General features: G+C 75.1%; 20 protein-coding genes. 17 read left to right on the forward strand and 3 right to left on the reverse strand.

Features of this window, described 5'->3' with window-relative positions; translation table 11 throughout:
• Positions 1-227: 227 nt before the first annotated feature.
• Positions 228-434, reverse strand: a complete 207-nt coding sequence (locus LZG04_RS17025; protein ID WP_233818056.1) for a hypothetical protein — start codon at positions 432-434, stop codon at positions 228-230.
• 77 nt (positions 435-511) lie between these two features.
• Between LZG04_RS17025 and LZG04_RS17030 the strand changes: the two genes are divergently transcribed.
• Positions 512-1,753: an ROK family transcriptional regulator gene (locus LZG04_RS17030; protein WP_233818058.1), complete on the forward strand. Its 1,242-nt coding sequence runs from the start codon at positions 512-514 to the stop codon at positions 1,751-1,753.
• On the opposite strand, the gene LZG04_RS17035 is transcribed toward LZG04_RS17030, so the two are convergent.
• Positions 1,657-2,418 carry a BTAD domain-containing putative transcriptional regulator gene (locus LZG04_RS17035; RefSeq protein ID WP_233818060.1) on the reverse strand — a complete coding sequence of 254 codons (762 nt, stop codon included), beginning with the start codon at positions 2,416-2,418 and terminating at the stop codon, positions 1,657-1,659. The genes LZG04_RS17030 and LZG04_RS17035 overlap by 97 nt on opposite strands.
• 362 nt (positions 2,419-2,780) lie before the next feature.
• On the opposite strand from LZG04_RS17035, the gene LZG04_RS17040 reads away from it, so the two are divergent.
• The 9 genes from LZG04_RS17040 (at position 2,781) to LZG04_RS17080 (ending at position 16,053) form a co-directional block, all read left to right on the forward strand.
• The gene (locus tag LZG04_RS17040) at positions 2,781-2,948 is read left to right on the forward strand and encodes a thiazolylpeptide-type bacteriocin (RefSeq protein WP_233818062.1); all 168 of its coding nucleotides are present in this window, start codon (positions 2,781-2,783) and stop codon (positions 2,946-2,948) included.
• Positions 2,949-3,016: 68 nt separating this feature from the next.
• Entirely contained in the window at positions 3,017-5,422 is a 2,406-nt protein-coding gene (locus LZG04_RS17045) for a lantibiotic dehydratase (RefSeq protein WP_233818064.1), read from the forward strand.
• Entirely contained in the window at positions 5,419-6,495 is a 1,077-nt protein-coding gene (locus tag LZG04_RS17050; protein WP_233818066.1) for a lantibiotic dehydratase C-terminal domain-containing protein, read from the forward strand. Before LZG04_RS17045 ends, LZG04_RS17050 begins: the two co-directional genes overlap by 4 nt.
• A complete protein-coding gene (locus tag LZG04_RS17055; protein WP_233818068.1) occupies positions 6,492-8,039 on the forward strand; it encodes a hypothetical protein in 1,548 nt (515 codons plus the stop codon). Before LZG04_RS17050 ends, LZG04_RS17055 begins: the two co-directional genes overlap by 4 nt.
• Positions 8,036-9,706, forward strand: coding sequence for a TOMM precursor leader peptide-binding protein (locus LZG04_RS17060; protein ID WP_233818070.1), 1,671 nt, complete (start codon positions 8,036-8,038; stop codon positions 9,704-9,706). Before LZG04_RS17055 ends, LZG04_RS17060 begins: the two co-directional genes overlap by 4 nt.
• Positions 9,703-10,803, forward strand: coding sequence for a hypothetical protein (locus LZG04_RS17065; protein ID WP_233818072.1), 1,101 nt, complete (start codon positions 9,703-9,705; stop codon positions 10,801-10,803). The genes LZG04_RS17060 and LZG04_RS17065 overlap by 4 nt, the downstream gene beginning before the upstream one ends.
• Complete coding sequence (locus tag LZG04_RS17070) at positions 10,803-12,335, forward strand: thiopeptide-type bacteriocin biosynthesis protein (protein WP_233818074.1); 1,533 nt, start codon at positions 10,803-10,805, stop codon at positions 12,333-12,335. The genes LZG04_RS17065 and LZG04_RS17070 overlap by 1 nt, the downstream gene beginning before the upstream one ends.
• A gap of 233 nt (positions 12,336-12,568) precedes the next feature.
• Positions 12,569-12,949, forward strand: coding sequence for a nuclear transport factor 2 family protein (locus LZG04_RS17075; protein ID WP_233818076.1), 381 nt, complete (start codon positions 12,569-12,571; stop codon positions 12,947-12,949).
• Positions 12,950-13,074: 125 nt separating this feature from the next.
• Positions 13,075-16,053, forward strand: coding sequence for an AfsR/SARP family transcriptional regulator (locus LZG04_RS17080; protein WP_233818078.1), 2,979 nt, complete (start codon positions 13,075-13,077; stop codon positions 16,051-16,053).
• Position 16,054: 1 nt separating this feature from the next.
• Here LZG04_RS17080 and LZG04_RS17085 read toward each other — a convergent pair whose 3' ends face one another.
• On the reverse strand, positions 16,055-16,360 hold the full coding sequence (locus tag LZG04_RS17085) for a hypothetical protein (RefSeq protein ID WP_233818079.1): 306 nt from the start codon (positions 16,358-16,360) through the stop codon (positions 16,055-16,057).
• Positions 16,361-16,574: 214 nt separating this feature from the next.
• On the opposite strand from LZG04_RS17085, the gene LZG04_RS17090 reads away from it, so the two are divergent.
• From LZG04_RS17090 to LZG04_RS17120, 7 genes are read left to right on the forward strand one after another with little or no spacing between them, the layout of a single operon-like run.
• On the forward strand, positions 16,575-17,783 hold the full coding sequence (locus LZG04_RS17090) for a helix-turn-helix domain-containing protein (RefSeq protein WP_233818081.1): 1,209 nt from the start codon (positions 16,575-16,577) through the stop codon (positions 17,781-17,783).
• A 39-nt stretch (positions 17,784-17,822) separates the two neighbouring features.
• Positions 17,823-18,263, forward strand: a complete 441-nt coding sequence (locus LZG04_RS17095) for a cobalamin B12-binding domain-containing protein (protein WP_233818083.1) — start codon at positions 17,823-17,825, stop codon at positions 18,261-18,263.
• Positions 18,260-19,531: a methylaspartate mutase gene (locus tag LZG04_RS17100; protein ID WP_233818085.1), complete on the forward strand. Its 1,272-nt coding sequence runs from the start codon at positions 18,260-18,262 to the stop codon at positions 19,529-19,531. The genes LZG04_RS17095 and LZG04_RS17100 overlap by 4 nt, the downstream gene beginning before the upstream one ends.
• Before the next feature lie 36 nt (positions 19,532-19,567).
• On the forward strand, positions 19,568-20,593 hold the full coding sequence (locus tag LZG04_RS17105) for an asparagine synthetase A (RefSeq protein ID WP_233818087.1): 1,026 nt from the start codon (positions 19,568-19,570) through the stop codon (positions 20,591-20,593).
• Positions 20,590-21,870 (forward strand): glutamate synthase-related protein, encoded by a 1,281-nt coding sequence (locus tag LZG04_RS17110; protein ID WP_233818089.1) that lies wholly within the window; start codon positions 20,590-20,592, stop codon positions 21,868-21,870. Before LZG04_RS17105 ends, LZG04_RS17110 begins: the two co-directional genes overlap by 4 nt.
• Positions 21,867-23,084 carry an MFS transporter gene (locus tag LZG04_RS17115; protein WP_233818091.1) on the forward strand — a complete coding sequence of 406 codons (1,218 nt, stop codon included), beginning with the start codon at positions 21,867-21,869 and terminating at the stop codon, positions 23,082-23,084. The genes LZG04_RS17110 and LZG04_RS17115 overlap by 4 nt, the downstream gene beginning before the upstream one ends.
• Positions 23,077-24,483 carry an amidase family protein gene (locus LZG04_RS17120; protein ID WP_233818093.1) on the forward strand — a complete coding sequence of 469 codons (1,407 nt, stop codon included), beginning with the start codon at positions 23,077-23,079 and terminating at the stop codon, positions 24,481-24,483. The genes LZG04_RS17115 and LZG04_RS17120 overlap by 8 nt, the downstream gene beginning before the upstream one ends.
• Positions 24,484-24,538: the final 55 nt, after the last annotated feature.

The raw sequence follows: 24,538 nt of genomic DNA on the forward strand, positions 1-24,538 counted from the left end.
CGGCCGGCCGTTGGCCTGGGAGCGGTTGAGGTAGTCCACGATGCCGGAGGCGGTGTTGATCACCGAGTACATGGAAGCCGACGTGGTCCTCCTGGCCGTAACCGGTGGTGTCGTGCACCTCCAGCACGCGGATCACCCGGTTGCGGTTGCAGAGGTCGATCAGGGCGGGCACGTCCGTCGACGGCCCCCACCGCTTGCCGCTGCCCAGTACCACGCGCCCGCGGCCTTCATGTCGGCGAACGAACTCGTGCGGCCGGTGAACCAGATTGCGGGTGGTCGACACCGCGCATCACGAACGGCTGCCCGTTGGCCTCGACGATCCTGGTACCGCTGACGTGCCGCCCCACCGCGGCCTGGGCCTGCGGCAACACCGTCAGCCCGAAGCCCGCGCCGACGAGCAGCGCGGCCACGATCAGGGCGATCCCGCTTCTCATGGCTCTCGACACCTCATGAGCCGATTCGTCCCGCTCCATGCCTGGGAGCGGTCCCGGATGGCCGCTATGTTCGAGCCGTGATCTCCGAAGCGGGCACCCGTGCCACCTCCTCCTGGCCGCGGCTGTCCGACGTCGCGCGCGACGTGCTGCTGGAGGTGCTGGTCCACGGCCCGCTGTCCCGGGTTGAGATCGCCGCCCGGCTGCGACTGTCCCGCCCCGCCCTCACCCGGGTGGCCAAGGCGTTGGTGGCCCGGGGCCTGCTGGTCGAGGGCGACACCGGACCGCGCGCCACCGCCGGTCGGCCGTCCGAGCTGCTCCACGTGCGGGGCGCGGCCCACCGCTTCCTGGGCGTGAAGCTGACCGCCGAACGGCTCTTCGCCACCGTCACCGACCTGACGGCCACCCCGGTCGCGACGGCCGAGGAGCCGCTGCGCTCCTCCGCACCGGACGACGTCGTCGCGCAGATCGCGGACCTCGCGGGCCGCTTCCCCGGTGTCACGGGCATCGGCGTGACGCTGGGCGGGATCGTGCTGGACGGCCTGGTGGCCCGCGACGAGTTCCTGCGCTGGCACGATGTGCCGCTGGAGGAGGCGGTGTCGCGGGCGACCCGCGTGCCCACCGCGGTGGACAACGACGTGCAGGCGCTCACCGCGGCCGAGCACTGGTTCGGTCCCGGCGCGGGCCTGAAGTCGCTGGCGGTGATCACAATCGGCGCGGGCGTCGGCACCGGGCTGATCGTGGACGGCGGGCTCGTCACCGGCTCGCACGGCCTGCCGCCGCACTTCAGCCACACCCTGGTCGACGGCAACGGACCGCGGTGCGGCTGCGGCCGGCGCGGCTGCATCTCCAGCTACCTGATGACGCACGTGATGCTGCGCCGGCTGCCGGGTCGCCCGACCTACGCCGAGGCCGTCGAGCTGGCGCGCGCGGGCGACCCGGCGGCGCGGCAGGTGTTCGACGAGGCCGGTTACGCCCTCGGCGTGCTCATCGGCACCGTCGCCAACGTCGTCGACCCGCAGAAGATCCTGCTCACCGGCGACGGCCTGCCGCTGTACGAGATCGCGTCGCCGCTCGTGCACGACGGCATCGAGGACACCTACGAGGGCGACCCCGACCAGGTCGTGCTCGACGTGCGGCCGTTCGACTTCAGCGAGTGGGCCCGGTCCGGCGCCGCGCTCGCGATCAAGGCCACGATCACCGGCACCATCGGCGACCGGCCGCGTCAGGCGTTGCTCGACAGCCCTTCGAACACCGCCCGCGCCTCACCGCCGGGCCGGATGCCGAGGTCGGAGTCCAGCACCCGCCACAGCCGCTGGTAGACGTCGATCGCGCCCACCCGGTCGCCCAGGTGGATCAACGCGCGCATCAGCAGCACCTGCGTCGACTCCCGGGTCGGGTGGGCGGATGCGTGGGGCGCGAGCAGGTAGACCGCCTCCTCCCACGCGCCCAGTGCGATCTTCGCCGCGGCCAGGTGCTCCACGGCGGCGATCCGGCGTTCCCGCCACAGCGCGGCCACCGCCGTCATCGGCCCGGAGGGCACCAGCCCGACCAGCCCGTCGACCGGCCAGCACGACAACGCGGCGGTCAACGCGGTCACCGCGCCGCCCGGATCCCCTTGCTTCAGGCAGGTCACGCCGCGGCGCAGCGACCCTCCCGCGCACAGCACGTCCACCGCCTCGGCGGGCACGTCCAGCCGGTAGCCGTGGCCGACGTGCACCAGCAGGCGGGCCAGGCCCGCGTCCGCCGCGTCCAGGCAGCGCCGCAGCCGGGACGCGTACAGCTGGAGGTTCTTCACCGCGCTTCGCGGCGGTTCCTTCTCCCACAGGTAGTCCATCAGGCGCTCGGTGGACACGGCCGACCCCGCGTCCAGCGCCAGCGCGGCCAACAACGTCCGCGACTTCACCCCTCCGGGCACCACGTCGGCCGCCCTCGGCCCGCTCACGGCGGGCCCGCCTAACAGCCGGACGGCGACGTCCCGTCGCACGCGCGACGTCGTACAGATCGACACCCCGGATCTCCCCACGTCGAACTCGATCATCCACCGCACACGGTAGGTCGTGGTCGGAGGTGTCCGACGGGAACCCGAACGCGGGCGACGACCGGGCGCCGCCACGCATACCGGACGTATACCGGCAGGTGACAGCGTGCCGCTCGACGCCCGCGCCGTGGGCGGGCACCCGACGACCCCGCCGGAACCCGATTCGGACAACCGCACCGCCGCAGGCGACGCGGTCCGGTCGCCGCGACGGGGCGCGGGGCGGCCCCCGGCCGGGCCGACCAGCACCACCCGACGCGGCGGGCCGACCGGCCGCGCCGCACCCCCCGTTCCGGAAAGGACGTGAACCGATGGACCTGACCTTCGACGACTCGGAGCTCGACCTCGGCGACCTGGCGGTCACCGCGATGCGCGACGCCGTGGCGCTGCCCGAGACCGGCGCCTCCGCGGCGGCGTGCTCGTGCAGCGGCACCTCGTGCTGTTGCTGCCAGCAGCCGCAGTTGCCGACGCAGGGCTGAGTCGAGCCGGAGCCGGGAGCGTCCGCACGCGGGCGCTCCCGGCACCACCTTGAGGGGGGAGCACGCCGATGGCCGGTGACCGCACCACCACCGAACTCGCGCCGTACGCGCTGGTCCGGGTGGCCGCGCTGCCGCACCCCCGACCGGTCGCGTCGGGCTTCCGGGCGGGGCTGGACGCGGTGGTCGCGGCGCGGGTCCGGATCGCGGCGCTCGCACCGGACCTCGCCGACGCGTTGCACGACAGCGCGGGCGGCCACTCGACCGCGTTCCACCAGAAGGTCGTGCTGCCGTTGCGCCGCGATGTGCACAACGGCCGGGTTCCGCGCGCGACGGAGTTGGGCACGTTGCCGCAACGGGTGCCCTTGTTGGCACGCTGGTTGGCCGCGCACGAGGAGTTGAGCCGGGCGGTGGACGCGGTGCTGGCCGCGTGGCCCGGCGAGCTGGCGGCGTCACGCCGGTGGCTCGCGGAGGTGTGCGCGACCGATGCGCTGCGCCGCGCGAGCGCGCTGACCGGACCCGACCTGCTGCACGGCCTGGACCGCACCGCGCGGGGCCGCGGCGAGCCGGACCGCAAGGCGCGCAAGGCCGAGCCGACCGTGTTGCGGTACGCGTTGCGCGCCACCGCCAAGACCAGTCCCCTGTCCTGGTACACGCACGTCGGCTGGGGCGTGTGGGGCGAGGGGCCCTGGCCCGCCACCGAGCCGGTGTCGCACCCGGCGGTGCACCGCCTGCTGGTGACGCGGGTGGTCGACGCGCTGGGCCCCCGGCTGCCGCACCGGCTCGCGCCGGGGCTGCGCGAGCGTGACGGGCGGCTGCTGTTCCGCCGTGACGTCCCGGTCGAGGGCGTCGGCCGGGCGGAGGTGGTCCGGGAGGAGGAGGTGGACGTCGCGGCGACGCGCCCCCTGCGGTTCGTGGTCGAGGTCGTTCGGGCGGCCGGGCCGGACGGGCTGCCGCCGGACCGGGTCGCCGATGCCCTGGCGGCGAAGCTGAGCAAGCCGGACGCGGCGGCCGCGTTCGTGGCCAAGACCCTGGAGCTGGGGCTGCTCGTGCCGGTGTCCCCGATCCACCCGCAGGACCCGGACGCGGTGGGCTCGCTGGCCGCCTGGCTCGCGCCGACCGACGGCGAGGCGGCCGGTCGGTTGACCGCGCTGGCCGCGACCACCGCCGCCTTCGCCACCGCCGACCCGCCGACCCGCGTGGCCGTGCTCGCGGAGCTGGCCGAGGGCTGGCGCGCGCTCGGCGACCGGTTCGGCGCGGACCTGACCGGTGTGACGCCGGTGGTGGAGGACGTCGTGCTGCCCGAACCGGTGCCCGTGCCGCCCGGCGCCGCGCCCGCGTTGACCCGCCTGACCCCGCTGCTGGTGGCGTTCGACCAGCACGTGCTGCTGCGCCGGCTGATCCGGACCCGGTTCGTGGAGCGGTTCGGCCAAGGCGGTGTCGCGACCCTGGCCGATTGCTCCGCGCCGCTGTCGCGGGCGTGGCAGGAGTCCATGGACACCGACGCCCTGGACGACCCCGACGTGCGCGCCGTCCTCGACCTGCGCGAGAAGCTGGCCGGGCAGGTGCACGACGGCGTGGTGACCGACGACGTACTGGCCTCCGCCGCCGACCTGCTGCCCGCGTGGGCCACCCGCCGCACCGGCTCGTACGGCTTCTTCGCCCAGCCGACCCACGACGGGCGGCTCGTGGTCAACCGGGTCTACGCCGGGTTCGGCAAGTTCACCAGCCGCTTCCTCGACGTGCTGCCCGGCGCGCGGGACGCGGTGGCCCGCCAGGTGCGCCGCCACACCGTCGACCCGGTGCAGTTCCGGCCGGTGCGGGGCTTCAACGCCAACCTGCACCCGCTGCTCGGGGCGCGCGAGGTCGGTGAGGACGCCCGGTGGGCCGACCTCCCGGCCGACGAGCTGGACGTGCGGCACGACCCCGTGGCCGACGAGGTGCGGGTGACGCACCGCGGTGTCCCGCTCGACGTGCTCTACCTGGGTTTCCTGATCCCGCTGGCGCTGCCCGACCGGCAGGTGGCGTTGTACTCCGACCTCGCCTGCGGCTGGGTGGACCTCGACCGGCTGCGTGCCGCGACGACCGACGGCGGTGTGACCGCACGGGGTCGGCTGACCTACGGCGACGTCGTGCTGGCCCGCCGTTCGTGGGACTTCGCCGTGCCGCCCGCGGTGGGCGCGGAGGAGCGCTCGGCGCTCGACGTGGCCCTCTTGCGCGCCCGGCACGGGTTGCCGGAGCACGTCTTCGTCGGACCGGACCGGGGACCGGCGTCGGCCGACGCCTACCAACGCGCCCTCACGGCGGGCAAACCGCAGTACGCCGACCTGGGCGACCCGCTGCACCTGCGCTGCCTGCCGCGGCTGCTCGCGCGGTTCCCGGACGGCGTGCGCCTGACCGAGGCGCTGCCCGTGCCCGGAGCCGCCGGTGGCCGGGTGGTCGAACTGATCGCGGAAACGTACTGGAGGGCCTCGTGACCGATGTCGTCTGCTACTACCACGACCCGGTGAAGGCGCCGTTGCTGCGCGAGGCCGTGCTGCCCGCGCTCGCGGAGGCCGAGCGCGCCGGCGCGACCGGGCACGTGGAGCGGCACTGGCTGCACGGGCCGCACGTGCGGGTGCGGTTGGACGGTCCGGACGAGGTCGCGGACCTCGTCGCGGCACGGTTGCGCGACCACCTGGCCACCTCACCGTCCACTGTGGACATGGAGCACGGCGTGCTGCTCGCGCAGGCCCGGCAGAACGGGATCGCCGAGCTGGTCCCGCCGCCGTACGAGCCGATCCACCCGGACAACACCGTGGTCGTCGAGCCCACGGACCTCACCGCCCTGCGCCGGCTGCTGCTGTCCGACGTGCTGGTGAACCTGCGCACGCGGTGCCTGCGGCTGGGCGTGCCCGCGATCCGCGACGCCGTGGCCGCGGACGCCGACAGCCCCGCGCGGGTGCGGCTGGCCATCGTCGCGATGACGGCGCACGCGAGCCGGTTCCCGGCGGGCCTGGTGAACGGCTACCACTCGTTCCTGTCGCACCTGGAGGGCTTCCTGTTGCACAGCGATCCCGGCGGGGTGCTGCGCGCCCGGTTCGACGCGGTGTGGGAGCGCAACGCCGAGCAGGTGGTGCGGACGGTGCGTGACGTGGCCGAGGGGACGGTCCCGACGCCGTGGGTGGCGTGGACGGACCGCACGCGCGCGGTGATCGAGGAGGTGTTCGACCGCGGCGAGCTGCCCACCGCGTACTCCCATCACCTGGGCGAGCGCGCGCTGGAGATGGACGAGGAGGAGGCGATCCGGCGCTGGCACCGCGACCACGCCGACCGGATCAGCGACTACCACGCCAAATTGCGGGAGGTCGACTTCGACCACCCGGACTACCGGCGGCCGGTGACCGTCTACCGCTTCGGGACGAACATGCTCTACCAACTGCTGGCCGTGTGCGACGTGACGCCGGTGGAGCGCTACCTGGCGGCGAGCCTGGTCGTGCGGGCGGCGCAGCGCATCACCGGCATCGCGTGGGCCGAGCACGTGGCGCAGATGGCGAAGGTGGCCCGATGAGCGAGGTGCTGGTGCGGCTGCGGCCGATCGTGCACGCGACGCCCACCCCGACCGGCCTGCACGTGCGGGGGTGGCGGTCCAGCTTCACCCTCGACGGCGGCACGGGGCTGTGGACGATCTGGGAGCGCCTGGCCGGTCCGTTGGCCGACGGCGTGCCGCCCGACCGGCTCACCGTGCCGGAGCACGCGCCGCCGGCCGTGGCGCGGGCGTTGGACCTGCTCATCGGCCAGCTCCACGAGCACGACATGCTGGTCGAGGTGCCCGCCGACTGGGGTGGCGACGCGCCGCCCGCCGACATCGCGAGCTGGCTGGACTCCGTCGCGCCCGCGCCGCTGGAGGCGTGGCGGCGGCTGCGGTCGGCGACGGTCGCCGTCACGGGCGAGGACGCCTTGGCCGGCCACGCGCGCCGCGCCCTGGTCGCCGCGGGCCTGCGGGTCGCACCCGGTCGACGCGGTCCCGGGTTGCTGCTGGTCGCCGGCGGGCACGCGGTCGCGGCCGGGTGCGCCGCCGACGTCGGCTTCGTCGTCGCGCCGGGTACGCTCGCGGACGTGGCGGCCGACGCGGCGGCGGTGGCCGAACGGCTGGCGGGCGCGCCGGGCGGTCCGCCGGAGGTGCTGGCCGCGCTGGTCGGGTCGGCCGCGGCGCACCGGCTGGTGTGCGCGGTGGGCGGGCTGCCCGACCCGTCGACCGAGGTGGTGGACATGTGGAGCGACGTGCCGCCGACCGGGCCGCCGCACCAGGCCGTGCTGGTGGCCCGGGTCGACCCGCTGCACGCCGAGTACCACCCGTGGCTGTCGGCGGTCCGGCCCCGCGAGCCGAACGGCACGCTGCTGGACGTGCTGGGTGACCGTGAGCTGGGCCCGGTGCCCACTCCCCGGCCCCGCGACCTGCCGCAGTTGCCGGTCAAGCTGGCCGCCGCCGGTGACGCGGTCGGCTTCGGCACGACCGAGCGCGCCGCCCGGCTCGACGCCCTGCTGCGCGCCGCACGGGCGCTCGCACCGGACGGCGTGGTGCTCGGCGCGGACCGCGTGCACGCGCTGGGACTGGCCCTGCGCACGGCCGTCCGGCGGCTCGGCGGCGCACCGGTGGCCGAGGAGGAGTGGTCGGGCGACCCGACCGCGCGGCGGTGGTGGAAGGCCGTCGTGCTCCGGTTCGCCCTGCCCGCCGAGGTCGAGGTGACCAGGCTCGGGCCGCACGTGGTGCGCGCGGTCGTGCGGGCGGACGGCGAGGAGCTGTCCTGGTCGGTCGAGGCGCGGGCGGCGGACGCCGTCGCGTTCGCCGCGATGGCCGCCGCCGGGCGGGCGCAGGCCGGGGTGCGCGAGACCGTGGTGCTGTGCGGGGCGGCGCCGTTCGCCGAACCCGACGGGGCCGCCGCGCCGTGGACGAACCGGGACTGGCACTGGCCGTACGGCCTGCGGGACGGCGAGGAGGCGTTGCAGGAGGACCTGCGCGCGCTCGCGGCGGAGGTCAAGCCCGTGCCGCTCGGACCGGTGCTCGACGCGGCGGGCCTGGTGGCGTTCGCGGTGGCGGAGGACGGCCGGTGACCGTGCGGGTGGTGGAGCTGGCCGACTACGCGCTCGGCGACCTGGACGGGATCGGCGCGGGCGGTCCCGTGCTGCCGGTGCGGTTCGACGGCGCGCTGGTGCTGATCGGGCCGGTGTCGGACGGGGTGTGCGTGCGCTGCGCGGAGGACGCCCGGTTGGCGGCGCTCGGCCCGTCCGTGCCGCGGCAGGACCCGGGGATGCGGTTGGGCGGCTTGGCGTCGCCGGCGGTACGGCCGTTGCTCGCGGCGCTGGTGGACCGCGTGTCGGCCGAGCCGGACGCCTACCGCGACAAGGTGATCGCCGTGCGGACCGACCTGGCCACGGTCGGCGAGCACCGGGTCCGGCCGAGGTCCGGCGGCTGCCCGACGTGCGGGCCGTTGCCCGAGGACGGTCCGCGGACCGTGGTCCGCGGGCCCGTGCCGGTGGTACCCGGCACGTTGCGCGGCCCGAACCCCCTCACCGCCGGTGACGCGCTCAAGCACGAGCTGTTCGACCTCCGGCACGGCCCGGTCGGCGGGATGCACCGCATCGGCGACCTGACCGTGGCCGCGGTGAGCGCCGAGCTGGGCGGCGGGCAGGCCGGGTTCGGCCGAACCGCCGACTACGCCGAGGCCGAACGGGTCGCGCTGTACGAGGCCGTGGAGCGGCACGCGGGGATGCGGCCCCGGGGGGTCACCACGGTGCTGGAGGCGTCGTACGCCGAGCTGGGCGACCGGGCGCTCGACCCGGTGCGGCTCGGGCTGCCCGACCACGAGTCGCCGCACGTCGTGCCGTACCGCCCGGACGTGCCGACCCGGTGGGTGCACGGCTGGTCCTACACCCGCGGGCGGCCGGTCGCCGTGCCGGAGCACGTGGCCTACTGGGGTCACGGCGAGGGCGCGCGGTTCGTGGACGAGACGTCCAACGGGTGCGGCACCGGCAACAGCCTCACCGAGGCGGTGCTGTACGGGTTGTTCGAGGTCGCCGAGCGGGACGCGTTCCTGATGGCCTGGTACCAGCGGACCCCGTTGCGCAGCCTGCGCGTGCGCGACGACGTGACCGCGCACCTCGCGGACCGGTTGGAGCAGCTCGGCTACCGGCTGGAGCTGTACGACGCCACCAACGACATGGGTGTGCCGTCCGTGCTGTCGCTCGCGCGCTCGCCCCGGTGGCCGCACGCGTTCTTCGCCGCCGGCGCCGGGCTCGACCCGGACGCGGCGATGCGGTCGGCGGCGGCCGAGGTCGCGATGGACGTGGAGGCGGGCGCGAAGCGCTACCGCGTCGAACCCGGCGACTACGACCGGGACCGGCTGCGTCGGCTGCTGCGCGAACCGCGGCTGATCCGCGGCATGGACGACCACGTCAACGTCAACGGCCTGGCCGAGGCCGCGCGGCGGTACGACTTCCTGACGCCCGGACCGCCGGTGGAGCCGACCGTGCCGGACGTGCCGCTGGACGACTTGGACGCGGTGTTGGAGCACTACGTGCGCGCGTGGGAAGCGTTGGGGCTGGAGGTGATCGCGGTCGACCAGAGCGACCCGGTGGTGCGCGACCGGCTCGGCCTGCACTCGGCGAAGGTCATCGTGCCCGGCACGGTGCCGATGACGTTCGGCGAGCTGAACCGCCGCACGCACGGCATACCGCGGCTGCGCCTGGCCGGTCCCCCGCTGCCCCACCCGTTCCCGTGACCGCCGACGCGTTGGCCGCCGCCTACGCGCACGGGCCGGGGCGGGTGGTCGAACCGGGCGCGTCACCGCGCACGGCCGCCGCGTCCGGGCCGCGCGTGCCGCTGGCGGCGGTGCGGGGGCGTTTCGGCCCGGCGTTGGCGCGCCTGCTGACCGACGTGGCGACACCGCTGCGGTGGGAGCCGTGGAACCAGTACAACGACCACCGGGCGTACCCGTCGGCGCGGGCCGCGGCCACGGTCGACCTGGTGGTGGCCGGGCGGTGGCTGCTCGACCCGGTGCGCCGGGCGCTGGTCGGGGACGGCACGCCCGTGGTCGACGGCCCGGTGCGGGTCGAGCTGGTCCGCAGGCGTGACCGCCTCTCCCCCGGCTACCGCGAGTTCGGCGACGTGCTCACGGAGCTGGAGGTCGGGCACGTTGCGGCGGCGTTGGTGGAGCACGCGGCCCGGCTCGGGCTGACCGCGCGGGTGTCCGGGTTGACGGTCACCGTGGCGTTCGACGGGATGGCCGAGGCCGCCCCGGCTTCGCGGCTTCCGGTCCGCAGTTCCGGCGTGGGTCCGCGGGGCATCGCGGCCGATCCCCGGCCGTTGCCCGTCGGTGTGCTGGACGCGGTGGTCGAGGCGATCACCCGACCGCCCGCCGGGTCGCCCGTGCGCGACGACCTGCGGCACCGGTTGGCCGTGCGCGACGTCGAGGGCGTCGCCGACGGCTGGTACGCCGTGGACGGCGGGCTGCGGCTGGTGTCGGCCGGCCCGGCGGTGCCCGCGTTGCAGCCGGTGTTCGGGCACCCGCCCGGCACGATCCACGTGGCCTCGATGAACCTCGCGCTGGTCACGACCGGCGACCCGGCCGCCGCGGTGGCGTCCGGCGGTCCGGACGGCTACCGGGCGCTGCTGCGCGCGGCCGGTGCGACGGCGCAGCACGTGTGCACGGCGGCGGCGGGCGCGGGTGCGTTCTGCCGGCCCGCCCGCAGCACCGACGACGGCCCGCTGGAGGCCCTGGTCGGCGCGCCCGCGTCGCACGCCCTGCTCTACCTGCTGCTCGTCGGCCGAACCCGGGGCGCGGGCTTCACCTACGACCTCACCCCTCTGGAGACGTGATGACGTGGACCAGCGTGCACGTGCGGCTGTCGTGGGCGGCGGCGGACGTCGACGCGTTCATCGCCGACGTGCTCGCGCCGGAGCTGGACGGGCACCGCGCCGCGGGACGGGTCGGCGACTGGTTCTACGTGCGGTACTGGGAGCAGGGCCCGCACCTGCGCGTCCGGGCGCGTGACGCGGCGGTGGACCTGGCCGCCGCGCTGCGGGCGCTCGTCGAGCGGACCGACCACCCGGTGCGCGAGGTGTCCGCCGACTGGCTGCCGCACGGTGACGTCCGCGAGGCTCCGTACGTCCCGGAAGTGGCGCGGTACGGCGGTCCGGCGGCGTTGCCGGTGGCCGAGGACGTGTTCTGCCGCAGCACCGAGGTAGCGGTGGCCGTGCTGCGGTCGGGGGCGTCGAAGTTCACCGCGGCCGTGGAGCTGGTGATGGCCACGACCGTCGCGCTCGGGATGGACCGGGTGGAGGCGGCGTCGTGGCTGCGTGCCCTGGCGACGGGGTGGCGGCAGGCGCACGAGCCCGTCGCACCGCCCGGCGTGAGCTCCCACCTCGCCGCGCGCACGGTGCACGAGGCGCGTGCGCCCCACCTCGCGGCGCGGTGGGACCGGCTCGAAGCGCACGCCACGGGCGCGGTGGCGTACTGGGTGGAGCAGGTGCGGTCGGCGCGGTTGCCCCGGCACGCCTGGGCCTCGCAGTTGCACATGCTGTGCAACCGGCTGGGCCTCGACCCGGAGGAGGAGCGCACCGCGTGCCGACTGGTGGCGATGACGGCCGAAGCACCCGACGGGCCCACCGGGTTCCACGAGGACGGTGCGGCCGCGCCCGACCGGCGTTACCTGGCGGCCAGCAAGTTCCACCCCGGCGTGCCGGGCCAGGGTCCGCGTGAGGTCGCCGCGACGCCGTCGACCTCGTCGTGGTGGCCGGACGTGACGCTGCCCCGGGCCGCACCCGTGCCCGGCGGGTTGGCCGACGCGCTGCTGACCCGCCGCACCGCGCGGGGTGCGGACCTGGCCGGGTCGCTGGACGCGGGGCAGCTCGCCACGCTGCTCTGGACGGCGCAAGGCGCCCTGCCGGACGGGCGCAGGCCGTACCCCAGCGCGGGTGCGCGGCACAGCGCCCGGCTGCGCGTGGTGGCGTGGCGGGTGAGCGGCCTGGAGCCGGGGGTGTACGACGTGGACGAGGCACGCCGGACGCTGCTGCGGGTGGCGGCCTCGCCGCCGGTGGACGACGTGCGCGCGGCCTCGATGTGGTTCGGTGACGGCGAGGACCGGGTGGACCCGGCCACCACGCCCGCGTTGCTGGCGCTCTACGCGCGGGTCGGCGTGCTGCGCAAGGCCTATGGCCTGCGGGCCCTGCGGTTGGCGTTCGCCGAGGCCGGCCACCTGGCGCAGAACCTCGCCCTGGTCGCCGCGTCCACGGGGCTGGCGCTCGGCGTGATCGGCGGCTTCTACGACGACGTGGCCCACGACGTGCTGTGCCTGGACGGCGTGGACGACGTGCTGGTCTACCTGATGCCGCTGGCCGGCGCGCGCTGACCGGGCAGCCGCGTGCCGACCCCGCCGGCGGCACGCCGCCCACCCGGCCCTCACTGACCGGGAAGGGGTGGCCCCAGCGCCGCCGACCATGCCTCCAGACCCGCCCAACCACCCGAAAGACTGGCGATCCGGCCCGCACGGGGTTCGTGATACCGCAGCGATAACGATCTTTGATCACGCCGGAGGAGGGTGGTGGGCGCAGGGACGCCTAGGGAGGGGATGGGGAGATGTCGGTGAACGGGCCGCAGGGGTTCGGGCCACCCGGCGACGTGGTCACGACCGTGGGGGTGGAGCACGTCCGGTTGAGTTACGAGTACCTCGACCGGCGGGACATGGACGGGTACGGGTCGTTGTTCGACGCGGAGGCGGAGTTGCGGTCGCCGGTGGTCGGGGTGGTGCGCGGGAGGGCGCAGATCGAGTCCTACCAGGCCGAACGCCCGCTCGATGGTGGGCGGCACGTGGTCGAGGAGGTGTTCTCGGCGCGGGGGCGGGTGGTCGTGGTCGGGCGGGTGACCGGTGCCGGGCGGGAGGTGGAGTTCGTGGACCTGTTCACGCTCACCGAGCACGGGCTGCTGCGGTCGCAGAAGTCGTTCTTCTTCGCCGCACCCGCCTGAGCCGCCGGTCACGGGCCGGTCGTCGTGCGCCGGATGACCGGTCCCGACCCGGCTTCCGGGTGGGTGCGACCACGGTGACCACCGGTTATCTTCGGTTCGGGGGTCGATGCAAGTGGGAGCAGCCCGTGGATTTAGCAGCAGTCGGGTCGCCGCCCACCCCCGTGTACCGGATCTTGGGACCGCTGCACGTGGCGGACGGGCCGGGTCGGGTCAGCCGGGTGCCACCCGGTCGCCAGCAGATGGTGCTCGGCGCGTTGCTGCTCGACGCCAACCGGGTCGTGAGCATCGACCACCTGATCGACGCGGTGTGGGACGAGGCGCCGCCCGCGACCGCGCGGCGGCAGATCCAGATCTGCGTGTCCGCGCTGCGCGCCAACCTCGCGTCGATCGGGCGCGATGAGGCCATCGTCACCCGACCGCCCGGCTACCTGCTGCGCGTCGCGGACGGCGAGCTGGACGTGCAGGTGTTCGCGGCGCTGACCGCCGAGGGCGAGTCGCTGGTGCGGTCGGGCGACCCGAAGGCCGGGTTAGTGCTGCTGCGGCAGGCCCTCGCGCTGTGGCGCGGACCGGCGTTGGGCGGCACGACGGGCAGGCTGCGGGCCAAGGCGGCGAAGCTGGACGAGGACCGGCTCACCGTGCTGGAGACGACGTTCGACCTGGAGCTGAACGCGGGCCGCCACCGCCAGCTCGTCGGCGAGATCAGCGCGCTGGTGGCGCAGTACCCGCTGCGGGAACGGCTGCGCGGCCAGTTGATGCTCGCGCTGTACCGGTCGGGGCGGCAGGCCGAGGCGTTGGAGGCTTACCGCACGACGCGGGAATTGCTGATCGACGAGCTCGGCCTCGAGCCGGGCGAGGACCTGCGCCGGCTCGAGACGGCGATCCTCGCGGGCGACCCGACGCTGGCCATGGGCGCGGACCACGCGCCACAGCAGCAGCCGCGGCCGTCGGCGCCGCCACCCGCGGAGATGGTCGTGCCGCTCCAACTGCCCGCCGACATCGGCGAGTTCACCGGCCGGGCCGGGCTCGTCGCGCAGGCGCGTGAGCTGCTGGCGCAGGGCGGCCTGGCCACGCGCGTGGTGGCGTTGGTCGGCAAGCCGGGCATCGGCAAGAGCGCGGTGGCCGTGCACGTGGCGCACCTGCTCGTGGAGGACCACTTCCCGGACGGCCAGTTGTACTGCGACCTGGGCGGCACCCGCGAGCACCCGGCCGGCGCGGCCGACGTGCTCGGCCGCTTCCTGCGCGCGATGGGCATCCCCGGCACGTCGATCCCGGACGCCGAGGACGAGCGGGCCGAGATGTACCGGCAGCTCGTGGCGCGCAAGCGGATGCTGGTCGTGCTGGACGACGCCGCGAGCGAACGCCAGGTGCGGGCCCTGTTGCCGGGCAGCAGTTCCTGCTCGGTCATCGTGACCAGCCGGACGCGGCTCACCGGCCTGCCGGGCGTGCGGGTGCTGGAGGTCGACGTGCTCGGCCACGACGAGGCCCTGGAGATGCTGTCCACGGTCATCGGCCGGGACCGGGTCGACGCCGAGCCCGCCGCCGCGACGGCGTTGATCCGGCTCGTCGGCTCGCTGCCGCTGGCGCTGCGCATCGTCGCCGCCCGGCTGGCCGCGCGTCCCGGCTGGTCGCTGGCGTGGATGCTGGAGCGGCTCTCCGACGAGCGGCGGCGGCTCGACGAGCTGGCGCACGGCGAGATGATGGTGCGCGCCAGCCTCGCCCTCACCTACGACGGCCTGCCGGGCGAGGCACGCCGGTTGCTGCGGCTGCTCGGCGCGTTGGACGGGCTGAGCTTCCCCACGTGGGTCGCGGCGGCGTTGCTGGACGTGGACGTGTTCCACGCCGCCGACCTGCTGGAGGGGTTGGTGGACGCGCAGATGCTGGAGGTCGTGGCGTTCGACGCGACCGGCAGCCCCCGCTACAAGTTCCACGACCTGATCCGGTTGTTCGCGCGGGAGCAGTTGGAGCTCAACGAGGGCGACGAGTCGCGGCTGGTGGCGTTGCGGCGGGTCGTCGGCGGGTGGTTGGCGTTGGCGGGCGAGGCGCACACGCGCGTCTACGGCGGTGACTTCACCTCGCTGCACGGTGACGCGCCGCGCTGGCTGCCGTCGAAGTCGCATGTGGACCGGCTGCTCGCGGACCCGTTGCTGTGGCTGGAGACCGAGCACGCGCACCTGTGCGCCGCGGTCGAGGTGAGCGCGGCGGAAGGGCTGCACGAGGCGGCGTGGGACCTGGCCGTGACGCTGGTGACGTTGTTCGAGGCGCGGTGCTACTTCGCCGACTGGGAGCGCACGCACCAGCAGGCGCTGGCCGCGGTCCGGGCGGCGGGCAACACGCGCGGTGAGGCGGCGTTGCTGTGCTCGATGGCGTCGTTGCAGCTGTCGTGGTCACGGGCTCGTGCAGCGCGCGAGCTGGTGGAGCCCGCGTTGCGCACGTTCGAGGCGTTGGGCGACGAGCGGGGCGTGGCGCTGGCCCGGCGCAACCTCGCGCTGGTGCACCACCGGCTCGGTGACCTGGAGAACGCCGCGCCGCTGTACCTGGCCGCGTTGGGCGGGTTCCGGGCGTCCGGCGACCCGGTCGGGCAGGCGTGGGTGCTGACGCAGATCGCGCAGATCGACCTGGAGCACGGTGAGCAGGAACGGGCGGCCGACCGGTTGTACGAGGCGCTGGACATCTGCCGGCGGTTCGGCAACCAGCGGGTCGAGGTGCAGGTCCGGTACCGGTTGAGCGACCTGATGGTGCGGCAGGGCCGGCACTGGGAGGCCGAGGAGTCGTTGGGCGAGCTGCTGTCGGCGGTCCGCGCGTCCGGTGACACCGTCGGCGAGGCGCGGGTGCTGCACAAGCTCGCGGTGGTGAAGCTCGCGCTGGAGGACCCGGAGGCCGCGGAGGGCCTGTTGCGGGAGGCGCTGGAGGTGCGGGAGCGGGCCATGGACCACGGTGGCGCGGCGGAGACGCGGGCCGAGCTGGCGGTGGTGCTGGCCGAGCGGGGCGACCGGGCCGCGGCGGTGAGCCTGCTGGGCCGGGCGATCTCGACGTTCGCGGAGCGCAACATGGGTGCCGCGAGGCTTCGTGCGCAACAGGTGTTGGAGCGGATCAGGGCCGGCTGACTCAGACCGCGGTCGGACCCCACGGGGTGTCATCGCCGGTCGGACCCCACGGGGTGTCATCGCCGGTCGGACCCCACGGGGTGTCATCGCCGGTCGGACCCCACGGGGTGTCGTCAGTGGTCGGGCCCCAAGGCGTGTCGTCGGTGGTCTGGCCGGCGGCGGTGTGCGCTGTCGCGGTCTGTGCTGTCGCGGTCCGGGTCGTCGCGGTGTCGCTGGTGGCGGCGTGGGCGGCGGTGGCGGCGACCACCGGGGCCAGCAGGATCGCGGCGGTGACGGCGGTGGCGGCGAGGATGCGGTCGATGCGCATTGTCGGGCTCCCTTGTTCCTGGTGTTCGTGTTCCGGGCCGTGCTGCTGGAACCGACATTAGGAATGTGGGGCATTGCCGAATTATCGCGCGACGAACGCCCCGCACCGCGCGCGTTTCGCCAGTTTTGCATCCCCGCGATAACGGGACGATACCGGCGTGACGATGCTGGGTTGAGGAATCGCCGAGAGCATCGTCTGCGCAGGTGGAGAACTCATGTACGGGCAATTCGGGGAACTGCTCAAAAAACACCGGATGAAGTGTGGCGCCACCCAGCGGCAGCTGGCCGACCTGTCCACCATCAGCGTCCGCGCCATTCGCGACCTGGAAGCCGGGCGCGCGAGCCGGCCGCGCCGCGACACCGTGCGGCTCATCGCCGAGGGGCTGCGGCTCAGCGGGCGCGAGCTGACCACGTTCGAGGCGGCGGCCATGCGGTCGCGCGGCGGCGTGGAGATCGACCTCTCCCCCGACCTGGCCGCCGTGCCGCCGCCCGCCGCGCTCGACGTGCTGGTCGGTCGCGACAACGAGGTCGCGTCACTGCTCGCCCTGCTCGGCGAGGGCGGCGCGCGGCTGGTCGCGGTGACCGGGCTGCCCGGCGTCGGCAAGACCCGCCTCGTCGTGGAGGTCGCGGGACGGCTGCACGAGTCCGGCGCGGCACGCGTGCTGTGGGACGCGGCCACCGCGCCCGCGCCCGGCGGTGACGCGGCACGGCTGCGGCTGCTGGTGCACTCGGCGCTGGCCGTCGCGGAGGACGGCGAGGGCTGGGACGCGCTGGCCACGCTCATCGGCGACCGCGAAGCGGTGCTCGTGCTCGACGGCCACGACCCCACCTGGCCCGACCCGGACCGGGCGCTGGCGCTGCTGCACCACTGCCGGCGGTTGCGCCTGCTGCGCACCACGCGCGGTTCCCGCCCGATCCCCGGCGAACGCGTCGTCGCGCTGCCCCCGCTCGCCCCCGAGCACGCCGCCTGCCTGCTGCACCGGCTCGCCGGTCGGCCCGGCGCGCCCGACCCCGCGCTGGTCGAGGTCGCCGAACGGCTGGACGGCCTGCCCGGCGCGGTGGAGGCGGCAGCGTCCTGGCTGGTGGTGCACCGCCCCGACGAGCTGCTGGACCTGGTGCGCGCCGACCCGTTGGACGTGGTGGCCGACCGGCTGCCCGACCTGCGCGACGCCCTCGCCCACGCGTTGTCCGATGTGGACGGACAGGCGATCGCGGCGCTGGCGGGCGACTGGTCCGTGGCCGACGCCGCCCGCCTCACGGGCGTCGCGCCGGTGGCGTGCGCGCGGCTCGTGCGCCACCTGTTGCTGCTCGGCCTCGTGCGCCCGGTCGGCGACGACCGGTTCCGCGTGCTCGCCCTGGCCCGCGCCCTAACTGCCGCCCGGCTGCCGGTCGGGCTGCCCCTCGACGGCTCGCGCGACTCCTAGTTTCGGCGTCAACGACCATCCCGCGACCGAGGGAGTGCCATGGACCTGGTGGAGAACGACGTCGGACTCGACATCGTGGTGACGAGCCTCGCGTCCGACGCCCACACGTGGAACCTCGTGTTCCTCCAGCTCGTGCTGGAGGAGGCGGGGCACCGGGTGGTCAACCTCGGCGCGTGCGTCCCGGACGACCTGCTGGTGTCCGAGTGCGCCCGGCACGCGCCGGACCTCGTCGTCGTGAGCAGCGTCAACGGCCACGGCTTCCACGAGGCCAAGCGGGTGATCGCCAAGCTGCGCGCCCGGCCCGACCTGGCGGCCACCCCGGTGGTCGTCGGCGGCAAGCTCGGCATCGACGGGCCCGGTGGGCAGGACCGCGCCGCGATCCTCACCGCCGCCGGGTACGACGCGGTGTTCGAGGACGCCGGGAGCATCGCCGCGTTCCGCGCGTTCCTCGGCCGGTTGCCCGTGGGCGTGCGGTCATGAGCTCCTTCGGCGAGTTCGTGGCCCGGGCCGCGGCCGACGGCGAGCTGGTCGTCCAGCCCCGCATGGGCATCGGCGACCCGGCGGCGATGCGCGCCGGGCTCGCCGCCGTCCGCGCGGCCGGGGTGCGGGCGGTCGGCACGATCACGCTCGACAGCTTCACCCGGGTCGGCGACCACGACGCGGTGCGCGCCGCGCTCGCCGCCGGTGACGCCCTCAACGGCTACCCGATCGTGGCCTACCCGCCGCGGACGACGCGAGAGGTGCTGCGCGGCGTGGCCGGGGACGCGTTCCCGGTGCAGGTGCGGCACGGCTCGGCCCGGCCGCAGGACATCGTGGTGGCGCTGCTCGACGCCGGCCTGCACGCCACGGAAGGCGGTCCGCTGTCGTACTGCCTGCCCTACAGCCGGGTGCCGGTGGCCGAGGCGGTGCGGGCGTGGGCCGAGTCGTGCCTGCTGCTGGCCGGCCTGCGGGACCGGGGCGGACGCCCGCACCTGGAGTCGTTCGGCGGCTGCATGATGGGCCAGCTGTGCCCGCCGGGGCTGCTGGTGGCGATCAGCGTGCTGGAGGGCCTGTTCTTCCGGCAGCACGGCCTGGACAGCGTGTCGTTGAGCTACGCCCAGCAGACCCACCCCGAGCAGGACGCGGAGGCGGTGCTGGCGCTGCGCGCGCTCGCCGCCGAGCACCTGTCCGATGTGGACTGGCACGTCGTGCTCTACACCTACATGGGCGTGTTCCCCCGCACCCGGCGCGGCGCGTCGGCGTTGCTCGAACGGGCCGCCGAGCTGGCCGTGCGGACCGGCGCGGAACGCCTGATCGTCAAGACCACGGCCGAGGCGCACCGCATCCCCACCGTCGAGGAGAACGTGACGGCGTTGCGCACGGCGAGCCGTGCGGCGGCGCGGACGTCACGCGGCGGGACCGTGGCCGACACCGGCGTGCTCGCCGAGGCGCGCGCGATCGTGGAGGCGGTGCTGGACCTCGCGCCGGACCTCGGCGTCGCGCTGGTCCGCGCGGTCGAGCGCGGCTACCTGGACGTGCCGTACTGCCTGCACCCGGACAACGCCGGGCGCACCAGGGCGGTGGTCGACCGGACCGGGCGGCTGCGCTGGTCGCGCACCGGTTCGCTGCCGCTGGCGGGCGTGGTGCAGGCCGCGCCCGGCGTCGAGATCACCTCCACCGAGCTGCTGCGCTCGCTGTCGCACGTCGAGCGGACGTTCGACGACCTGGCGCTGGACCGGGTCGGCGCGCAGCCGATCGGCTCCGGCTGATCACCCCAGCCCACCCACCGAAGGAGCTAGAGCGACATGGACACCACGAGCGCCGCCGACGCGGCGACCCCGCGGCCGGCGACCACGCTGCCGGGCAGCCCGCGCGAGCACCTGTCGTCACCCACGACCCGTGCCGTCCTGCGGTTGCAGCACACCGTGCTGGACGCGGCCCGCGAGCACCTGGGCGGCGCGGGCTTCACCGAGCTGCTGCCGCCGATCATCGGCCCCGTCACCGACCCGGGCGCGCGGGGCGCGAAGCAGGTCGACGTGGACTACTACGGCCACCGGTACAAGCTGATGACGAGCGCGATCCTGTACAAGCAGGCGTCGCTGACGGCGTTCGACCGGATCTTCTGCATCGCGCCGAACGTGCGGCTGGAGCCGTTGGAGACCAGCTCCACCAGCCGGCACCTGGCCGAGTTCCACCAGATCGACGTGGAGATCGCGCACGCGTCCCGTGACGACGCGATGGCGGTGGCGGAAGGGTTGGTCGCGCACGTGCTGCGGCGCGTCGTGGAGCGGTCGGCCGGGGAGCTGGAGGTCCTCGGGCGTGATCCCGACGCGTTCGCCGACCTGCTGTCCGGCGAGCCGTTCGAACGGCGCACGCACACCGCCGCCGTCGCCGACCTGCACGGCCTCGGGCACGACCAGAACCCCGACGCCGAGATCGACTGGGCGGGCGAGGCGGTGCTGTCGGCGAAGTCCAGCAGGCCGTTCTTCCTCACCGACTACCCGAAGGGGTCACGCGGGTTCTACGACAAGGAGAACCCCGCGCGGCCGGGACGGCTGCTGAACTTCGACCTGCTCGCGCCCGAGGGGTACGGCGAGCTGTGCAGCGGCAGCGAGCGGGAGCACGAGTACGGCACGATCATCGCGCGGATGCGGGAGACCGGCGAGAACCCGGCCAAGTACGGCTGGTACCTGGAGATGGTGCGGGCGGGCATCCCCGGCAGCGCGGGTTTCGGCATCGGGTTGGAGCGGCTGACCCGGTACATCGCGGGCCTGGAGTCGGTGTGGCAGGCCAGCGCCTACCCGAAGGTGCCCGGGGTGGTGTCGCCGTGAGCGCGTTGACGGCGGGGACGTTCCCCGAGGCGGCGGTGCGGGAACGCGCGCGGGTCGGTGCGGCGGCGGCGTTCCCGGCCGTGGCGGACTACGGGCGGGCCTTGTTCGGCGCGCCCTCGGCGGAACCGACGGGCGACGAGCTGGACGCGGCGCGGCTCGTGCCGCCGGTGTTCGTGCCCGAACGGCTGGAGAAGCTGATCGACCTGGCGCGCGAGCCGCTGCACGGCGACGTGGAGCTGGGCACGGAGGTCGGCGGCTTCACCTCGCCGCTGCCGCTGTACCTGTCGGCGTTCGGGTCGACCCAGGTGGCCAGCGCGGACCTCGGGCAGGCCGCGAGCGCCCAGGCAGGTGCGCTGGGCGTGCCGATGGTGATCGGCGAGAACGTGGTGCCGGTCAACGGGTACGGGCGCCTCGACGGCGGTGGCGGGCGGTCGCTGCTGGGTCGGATCTCGGCGTACGCGCGGGCCGTGCCGGACGGGGTGGGCGGCGTGGTCGTGCAGCAGAGCACGGAGGACGCCGACGCGGAGGTGTGGAACCTGGTCTACAGCGACCCGTCCGCGCGGCCGCTGCTGGACTCCGGGCGGCTCGGGTTCGAGCTGAAGGTCGGGCAGGGCGCGAAACCCGGGCTCGGCGGCCTGACCGTGGTCGACGCGGCGGACGCGGACCGGTTGTCGGGGCAGTTCGCCGTGGAGCACGTGTTCGGCGCGGGGTCGGGGCGGGCGTTGCGGTGCGCGAGCCCCGGCACGTTCACCGAGGAGATCCTGCGCCAGCAGATCCGGTTGATGCGCAACAACTTCCCGCGTGCCCGGGTGTGGGTGAAGCTGCCGCCCGGCCGTGACGTGGCGGTCGCGGCGGCGGTGGCGTGGGAGGCGGGCGCGGACGCGGTGACGGTGGACGGCGCGGAGGGCGGCAGCGGGTGGGCGCCCACGTCGTTCCTGTCGGGTGTCGGGCTGCCGCTGGCCGAGTGCCTGCGCCGCATCGCCGGCCCGGCCGGGTGCCTGCTGGCCTCGGGCCGGGTGTGGGAGGGCTCGCGCGCGGCGAAGTGCCTGGCCGCCGGCGCTCGGGCCGTCGGCTTGGGGCGGGCGGCGTTGATCGCGGTGGACGAGGACCCGGTCGCGGGCCTCACGCGGCTGGTGGAGTGCCTGTCCCTGGAGCTGCGGTTGCTGATCAGCGCCCTGGGCAAGTACCGGGTGTCGGCGTTGACGCCGGACGACCTGTGGTCGCCCACCGGTTGGGCGGTACCGGCGCGCGCCGCGGTCGGGACCGTGACCGGATGACCGCCCCCGCCCGGGTCCGGCCGGGACCGATGTCGGTGCCCTACCTCACCTTCGTGTCCGCGACCGGCCTCTCGTCCCTGGGTGACGCGGCGTGGATGTTGGCGCTCACCACCACCCTGATAGGGGTGTCCAGCGCGACCACCGCGGGGCTGTTGGTGGCGTTGGCCGGGGTGCCGCGGGTCATCGCGTTGCTCGGCGGTGGGGTCGCGGCCGACCGGTACGGGCCCGTGCGGGTCATGGTGTGGACCGATCTGCTGCGGTGCGCGGTCATGGTCGTGGCGGCCGGTGTGGTGCTCGCGGTGCGGCCGACGGCCGTCGTGCTGGCGGTGGTGGCGGCGGCGTTGACCGTGCTCGGGGCGTTCTTCGTGCCCGCTTCGGGTGCGTTGCGGCCGTTGCTGCTGCCCGACGAGCACCTGGTGCGCGGCAACGCGCTGTACCTCATCGGGCTACGCACGGGTCAGGCCGCCGGTGGTCCCGTCGGCGCGGCCCTGCTGGGCCTGGGCGGGGTGGCGGCGGTGGCGGCGGCCAACGCGGCGAGCTTCCTGGTGTCCGCGGCGGCCGTGGCGCGCAGTCGGCCGGAAGGGCCGGTGCCCGCACGCGACCGCGTCGCCATCCGCACCCGGATCGTCGAAGGGCTGCGGCACGTGGCCGGCGACCCCGCCCTGCGCACGCTGGTGCTGGTGGTCGGCCTGGTGGAGCTGGCGGCGGCGGGACCGGTGAACATCGGGCTCGTGCTGCTGGCGCACTCCATCGGCGCGGGCGACACGGGCGCGGGCCTGCTGCTGACCGCGTTCACGGTCGGCGCGACGCTCGCGTTCCTGCTCACCCTCGTCCGCCCGGTGGGCCGCCGCGCCTCGACCGTGCTGGTGCTGGGCGTGTGCGGACAGGCCGTGGTGCTGGGCGCGCTGGGCGTGCTGGACACCCTGCCCGCGCTGCTCGGCGGCTACGGCGTGCTCGGCCTGCTCACCGCGCTGTCCGGGGTCGTGCTGACCTCGCTGATCCAACGCCGCACACCGACGCCGGTGCGCGGCCGGGTCATGTCGATCATGTCGCTGGTGGTGTTCGGCGCGCCCCTGCTGGGCAACGCCGTCATCGGCGCGTCGATCGACCTGTTCGGCCTCACCACCACGATGGCGTTGCACGCGCTGTCGGCGCTCGTGGCCGTAGGCGTGTACGCGTCCTCACCCGTCCTGAGGGGAGCCCGCCTTGACTGAGACGACCGCGGCGCAGTGGCCGTCGCTGAACGACCTGCGCTCCCGCCTGGCGGACGGCGCGCTGACCGCGACCGGCCTGCTGTCGGCGTGCCTGGACCGGATCGCCGAGGTCGACCCGCTCGTGCGGGCGGTCCTGGCGCTCGACCCGACGGCCCGCGGCCAGGCCCGCGAGAGCGACTCGCGGATCGCCGCCGGCCGGGCCCGCCCGCTGGAGGGCGTGCCGGTGCTGGTGAAGGACAACATCGACACGGCGGGCCTGGCGAGCACCGCCGGGTCGCGGCTGCTCGCCGGCACACCACCCCGCGCGGACGCCGACGTGGTGCTCCGGCTGCGCCGGGCCGGTGCGGTGGTGGTCGGCAAGACTAACCTCTCGGAGTGGGGCAACTTCCGCTCCACCAGCGGCGTCGAGGGCTGGTCGGCCGTCGGCGGGCAGACCCGCAACCCGCACGTGCTCGACCACAGCCCCGGCGGGTCGTCGTCCGGTTCGGCGGTGGCGGTCGCGACCGGCATGACGCCGTTGGCGCTGGGCACGGAGACCGACGGCTCGATCGTCGTCCCCGCCGCGCTCAACGGCGTGGTCGGCGTGAAACCGGCCCTGGGCCTGCTGCCCGGACGCGGGATCGTGCCCGTGTCACGGGTGCAGGACACCGCGGGCGTGCTCGCGCCGAGCGTCGCCGACGCGGCCGCGTGCCTGGCCGCGTTGACCGGCCGACCGACGGCACCCGCCATTCCCGCGCACGGGCTGAGGATCGGCCTGTGGCGCGGCAGGAAGATGAACGACGCCGTCCTGTCCGAAGTGGACCGGGTGGCCGAACGGCTGCGCGCCGCGGGTGTCGTCGTGGTGCCGGTCGAACTGCCCTGGGACGCGCCGCCGCTGATCGCCGGGATGGACGCGCTGCTCGCGGAGTTCCGGCTCGGGCTCGACGGCTACCTGGCGGCGCGCGGTGGTCCGGTGACCTCGCTCGCCGACGTGCTGGCGGGCAACCGGTCCGACCCGGTCGAGCTGAGCCGGTTCGGCCAGGACCTGCTGGAACGCGCCACCGAGGTCACCGCCGAGCAGCTCGCCGAGGCGTCCGCCAACCGCGCACGAGCGCGGTGGTGGGCCCGTGACGCGATCGGCGCGCTGCTCGCCGAGCACGCGCTGGCCGGGATCGTCGCACCGACCAGCGAACCGGCGTGGCGGCTCTCGTCCGACGGCGACCCGCTGGCCCGCAACACCTCCACCATCCCGGCGATGGCGGGCGTGCCGAACGTGACCGTGCCGACGGGCTCGCTCGGCCGGCTGCCGCTCGGGACGTCGGTGTTCGGGCCGCGCGACACGTTCGAGGCGCTGGCGCTCGCGGCGACCGTGGAGGAGGTCTGCGGGGACCGGCGGGCACCAGGCTTCCTGGAGTCGTAAGACACGAGTCCCGTGACGGGGTCGGTGGGAACGGCGAGGTGCCGTTCCCACCGAC

The organism is Saccharothrix sp. S26 (genome assembly GCF_021390395.1).
Lineage (GTDB): Bacteria > Actinomycetota > Actinomycetes > Mycobacteriales > Pseudonocardiaceae > Actinosynnema.

Coding starts and splice junctions, on each gene's coding strand:
- LZG04_RS17095 (WP_233818083.1), top strand. CDS start 17,823: ATGGACCTGGTGGAGAACGACGTCGGACTCGACATCGTGGTGACGAGC.
- LZG04_RS17085 (WP_233818079.1), bottom strand. CDS start 16,360: ATGCGCATCGACCGCATCCTCGCCGCCACCGCCGTCACCGCCGCGATC.
- LZG04_RS17045 (WP_233818064.1), top strand. CDS start 3,017: ATGGCCGGTGACCGCACCACCACCGAACTCGCGCCGTACGCGCTGGTC.
- LZG04_RS17115 (WP_233818091.1), top strand. CDS start 21,867: ATGACCGCCCCCGCCCGGGTCCGGCCGGGACCGATGTCGGTGCCCTAC.
- LZG04_RS17070 (WP_233818074.1), top strand. CDS start 10,803: ATGACGTGGACCAGCGTGCACGTGCGGCTGTCGTGGGCGGCGGCGGAC.
- LZG04_RS17100 (WP_233818085.1), top strand. CDS start 18,260: ATGAGCTCCTTCGGCGAGTTCGTGGCCCGGGCCGCGGCCGACGGCGAG.
- LZG04_RS17025 (WP_233818056.1), bottom strand. CDS start 434: ATGAGAAGCGGGATCGCCCTGATCGTGGCCGCGCTGCTCGTCGGCGCG.
- LZG04_RS17105 (WP_233818087.1), top strand. CDS start 19,568: ATGGACACCACGAGCGCCGCCGACGCGGCGACCCCGCGGCCGGCGACC.
- LZG04_RS17040 (WP_233818062.1), top strand. CDS start 2,781: ATGGACCTGACCTTCGACGACTCGGAGCTCGACCTCGGCGACCTGGCG.
- LZG04_RS17055 (WP_233818068.1), top strand. CDS start 6,492: ATGAGCGAGGTGCTGGTGCGGCTGCGGCCGATCGTGCACGCGACGCCC.
- LZG04_RS17090 (WP_233818081.1), top strand. CDS start 16,575: ATGTACGGGCAATTCGGGGAACTGCTCAAAAAACACCGGATGAAGTGT.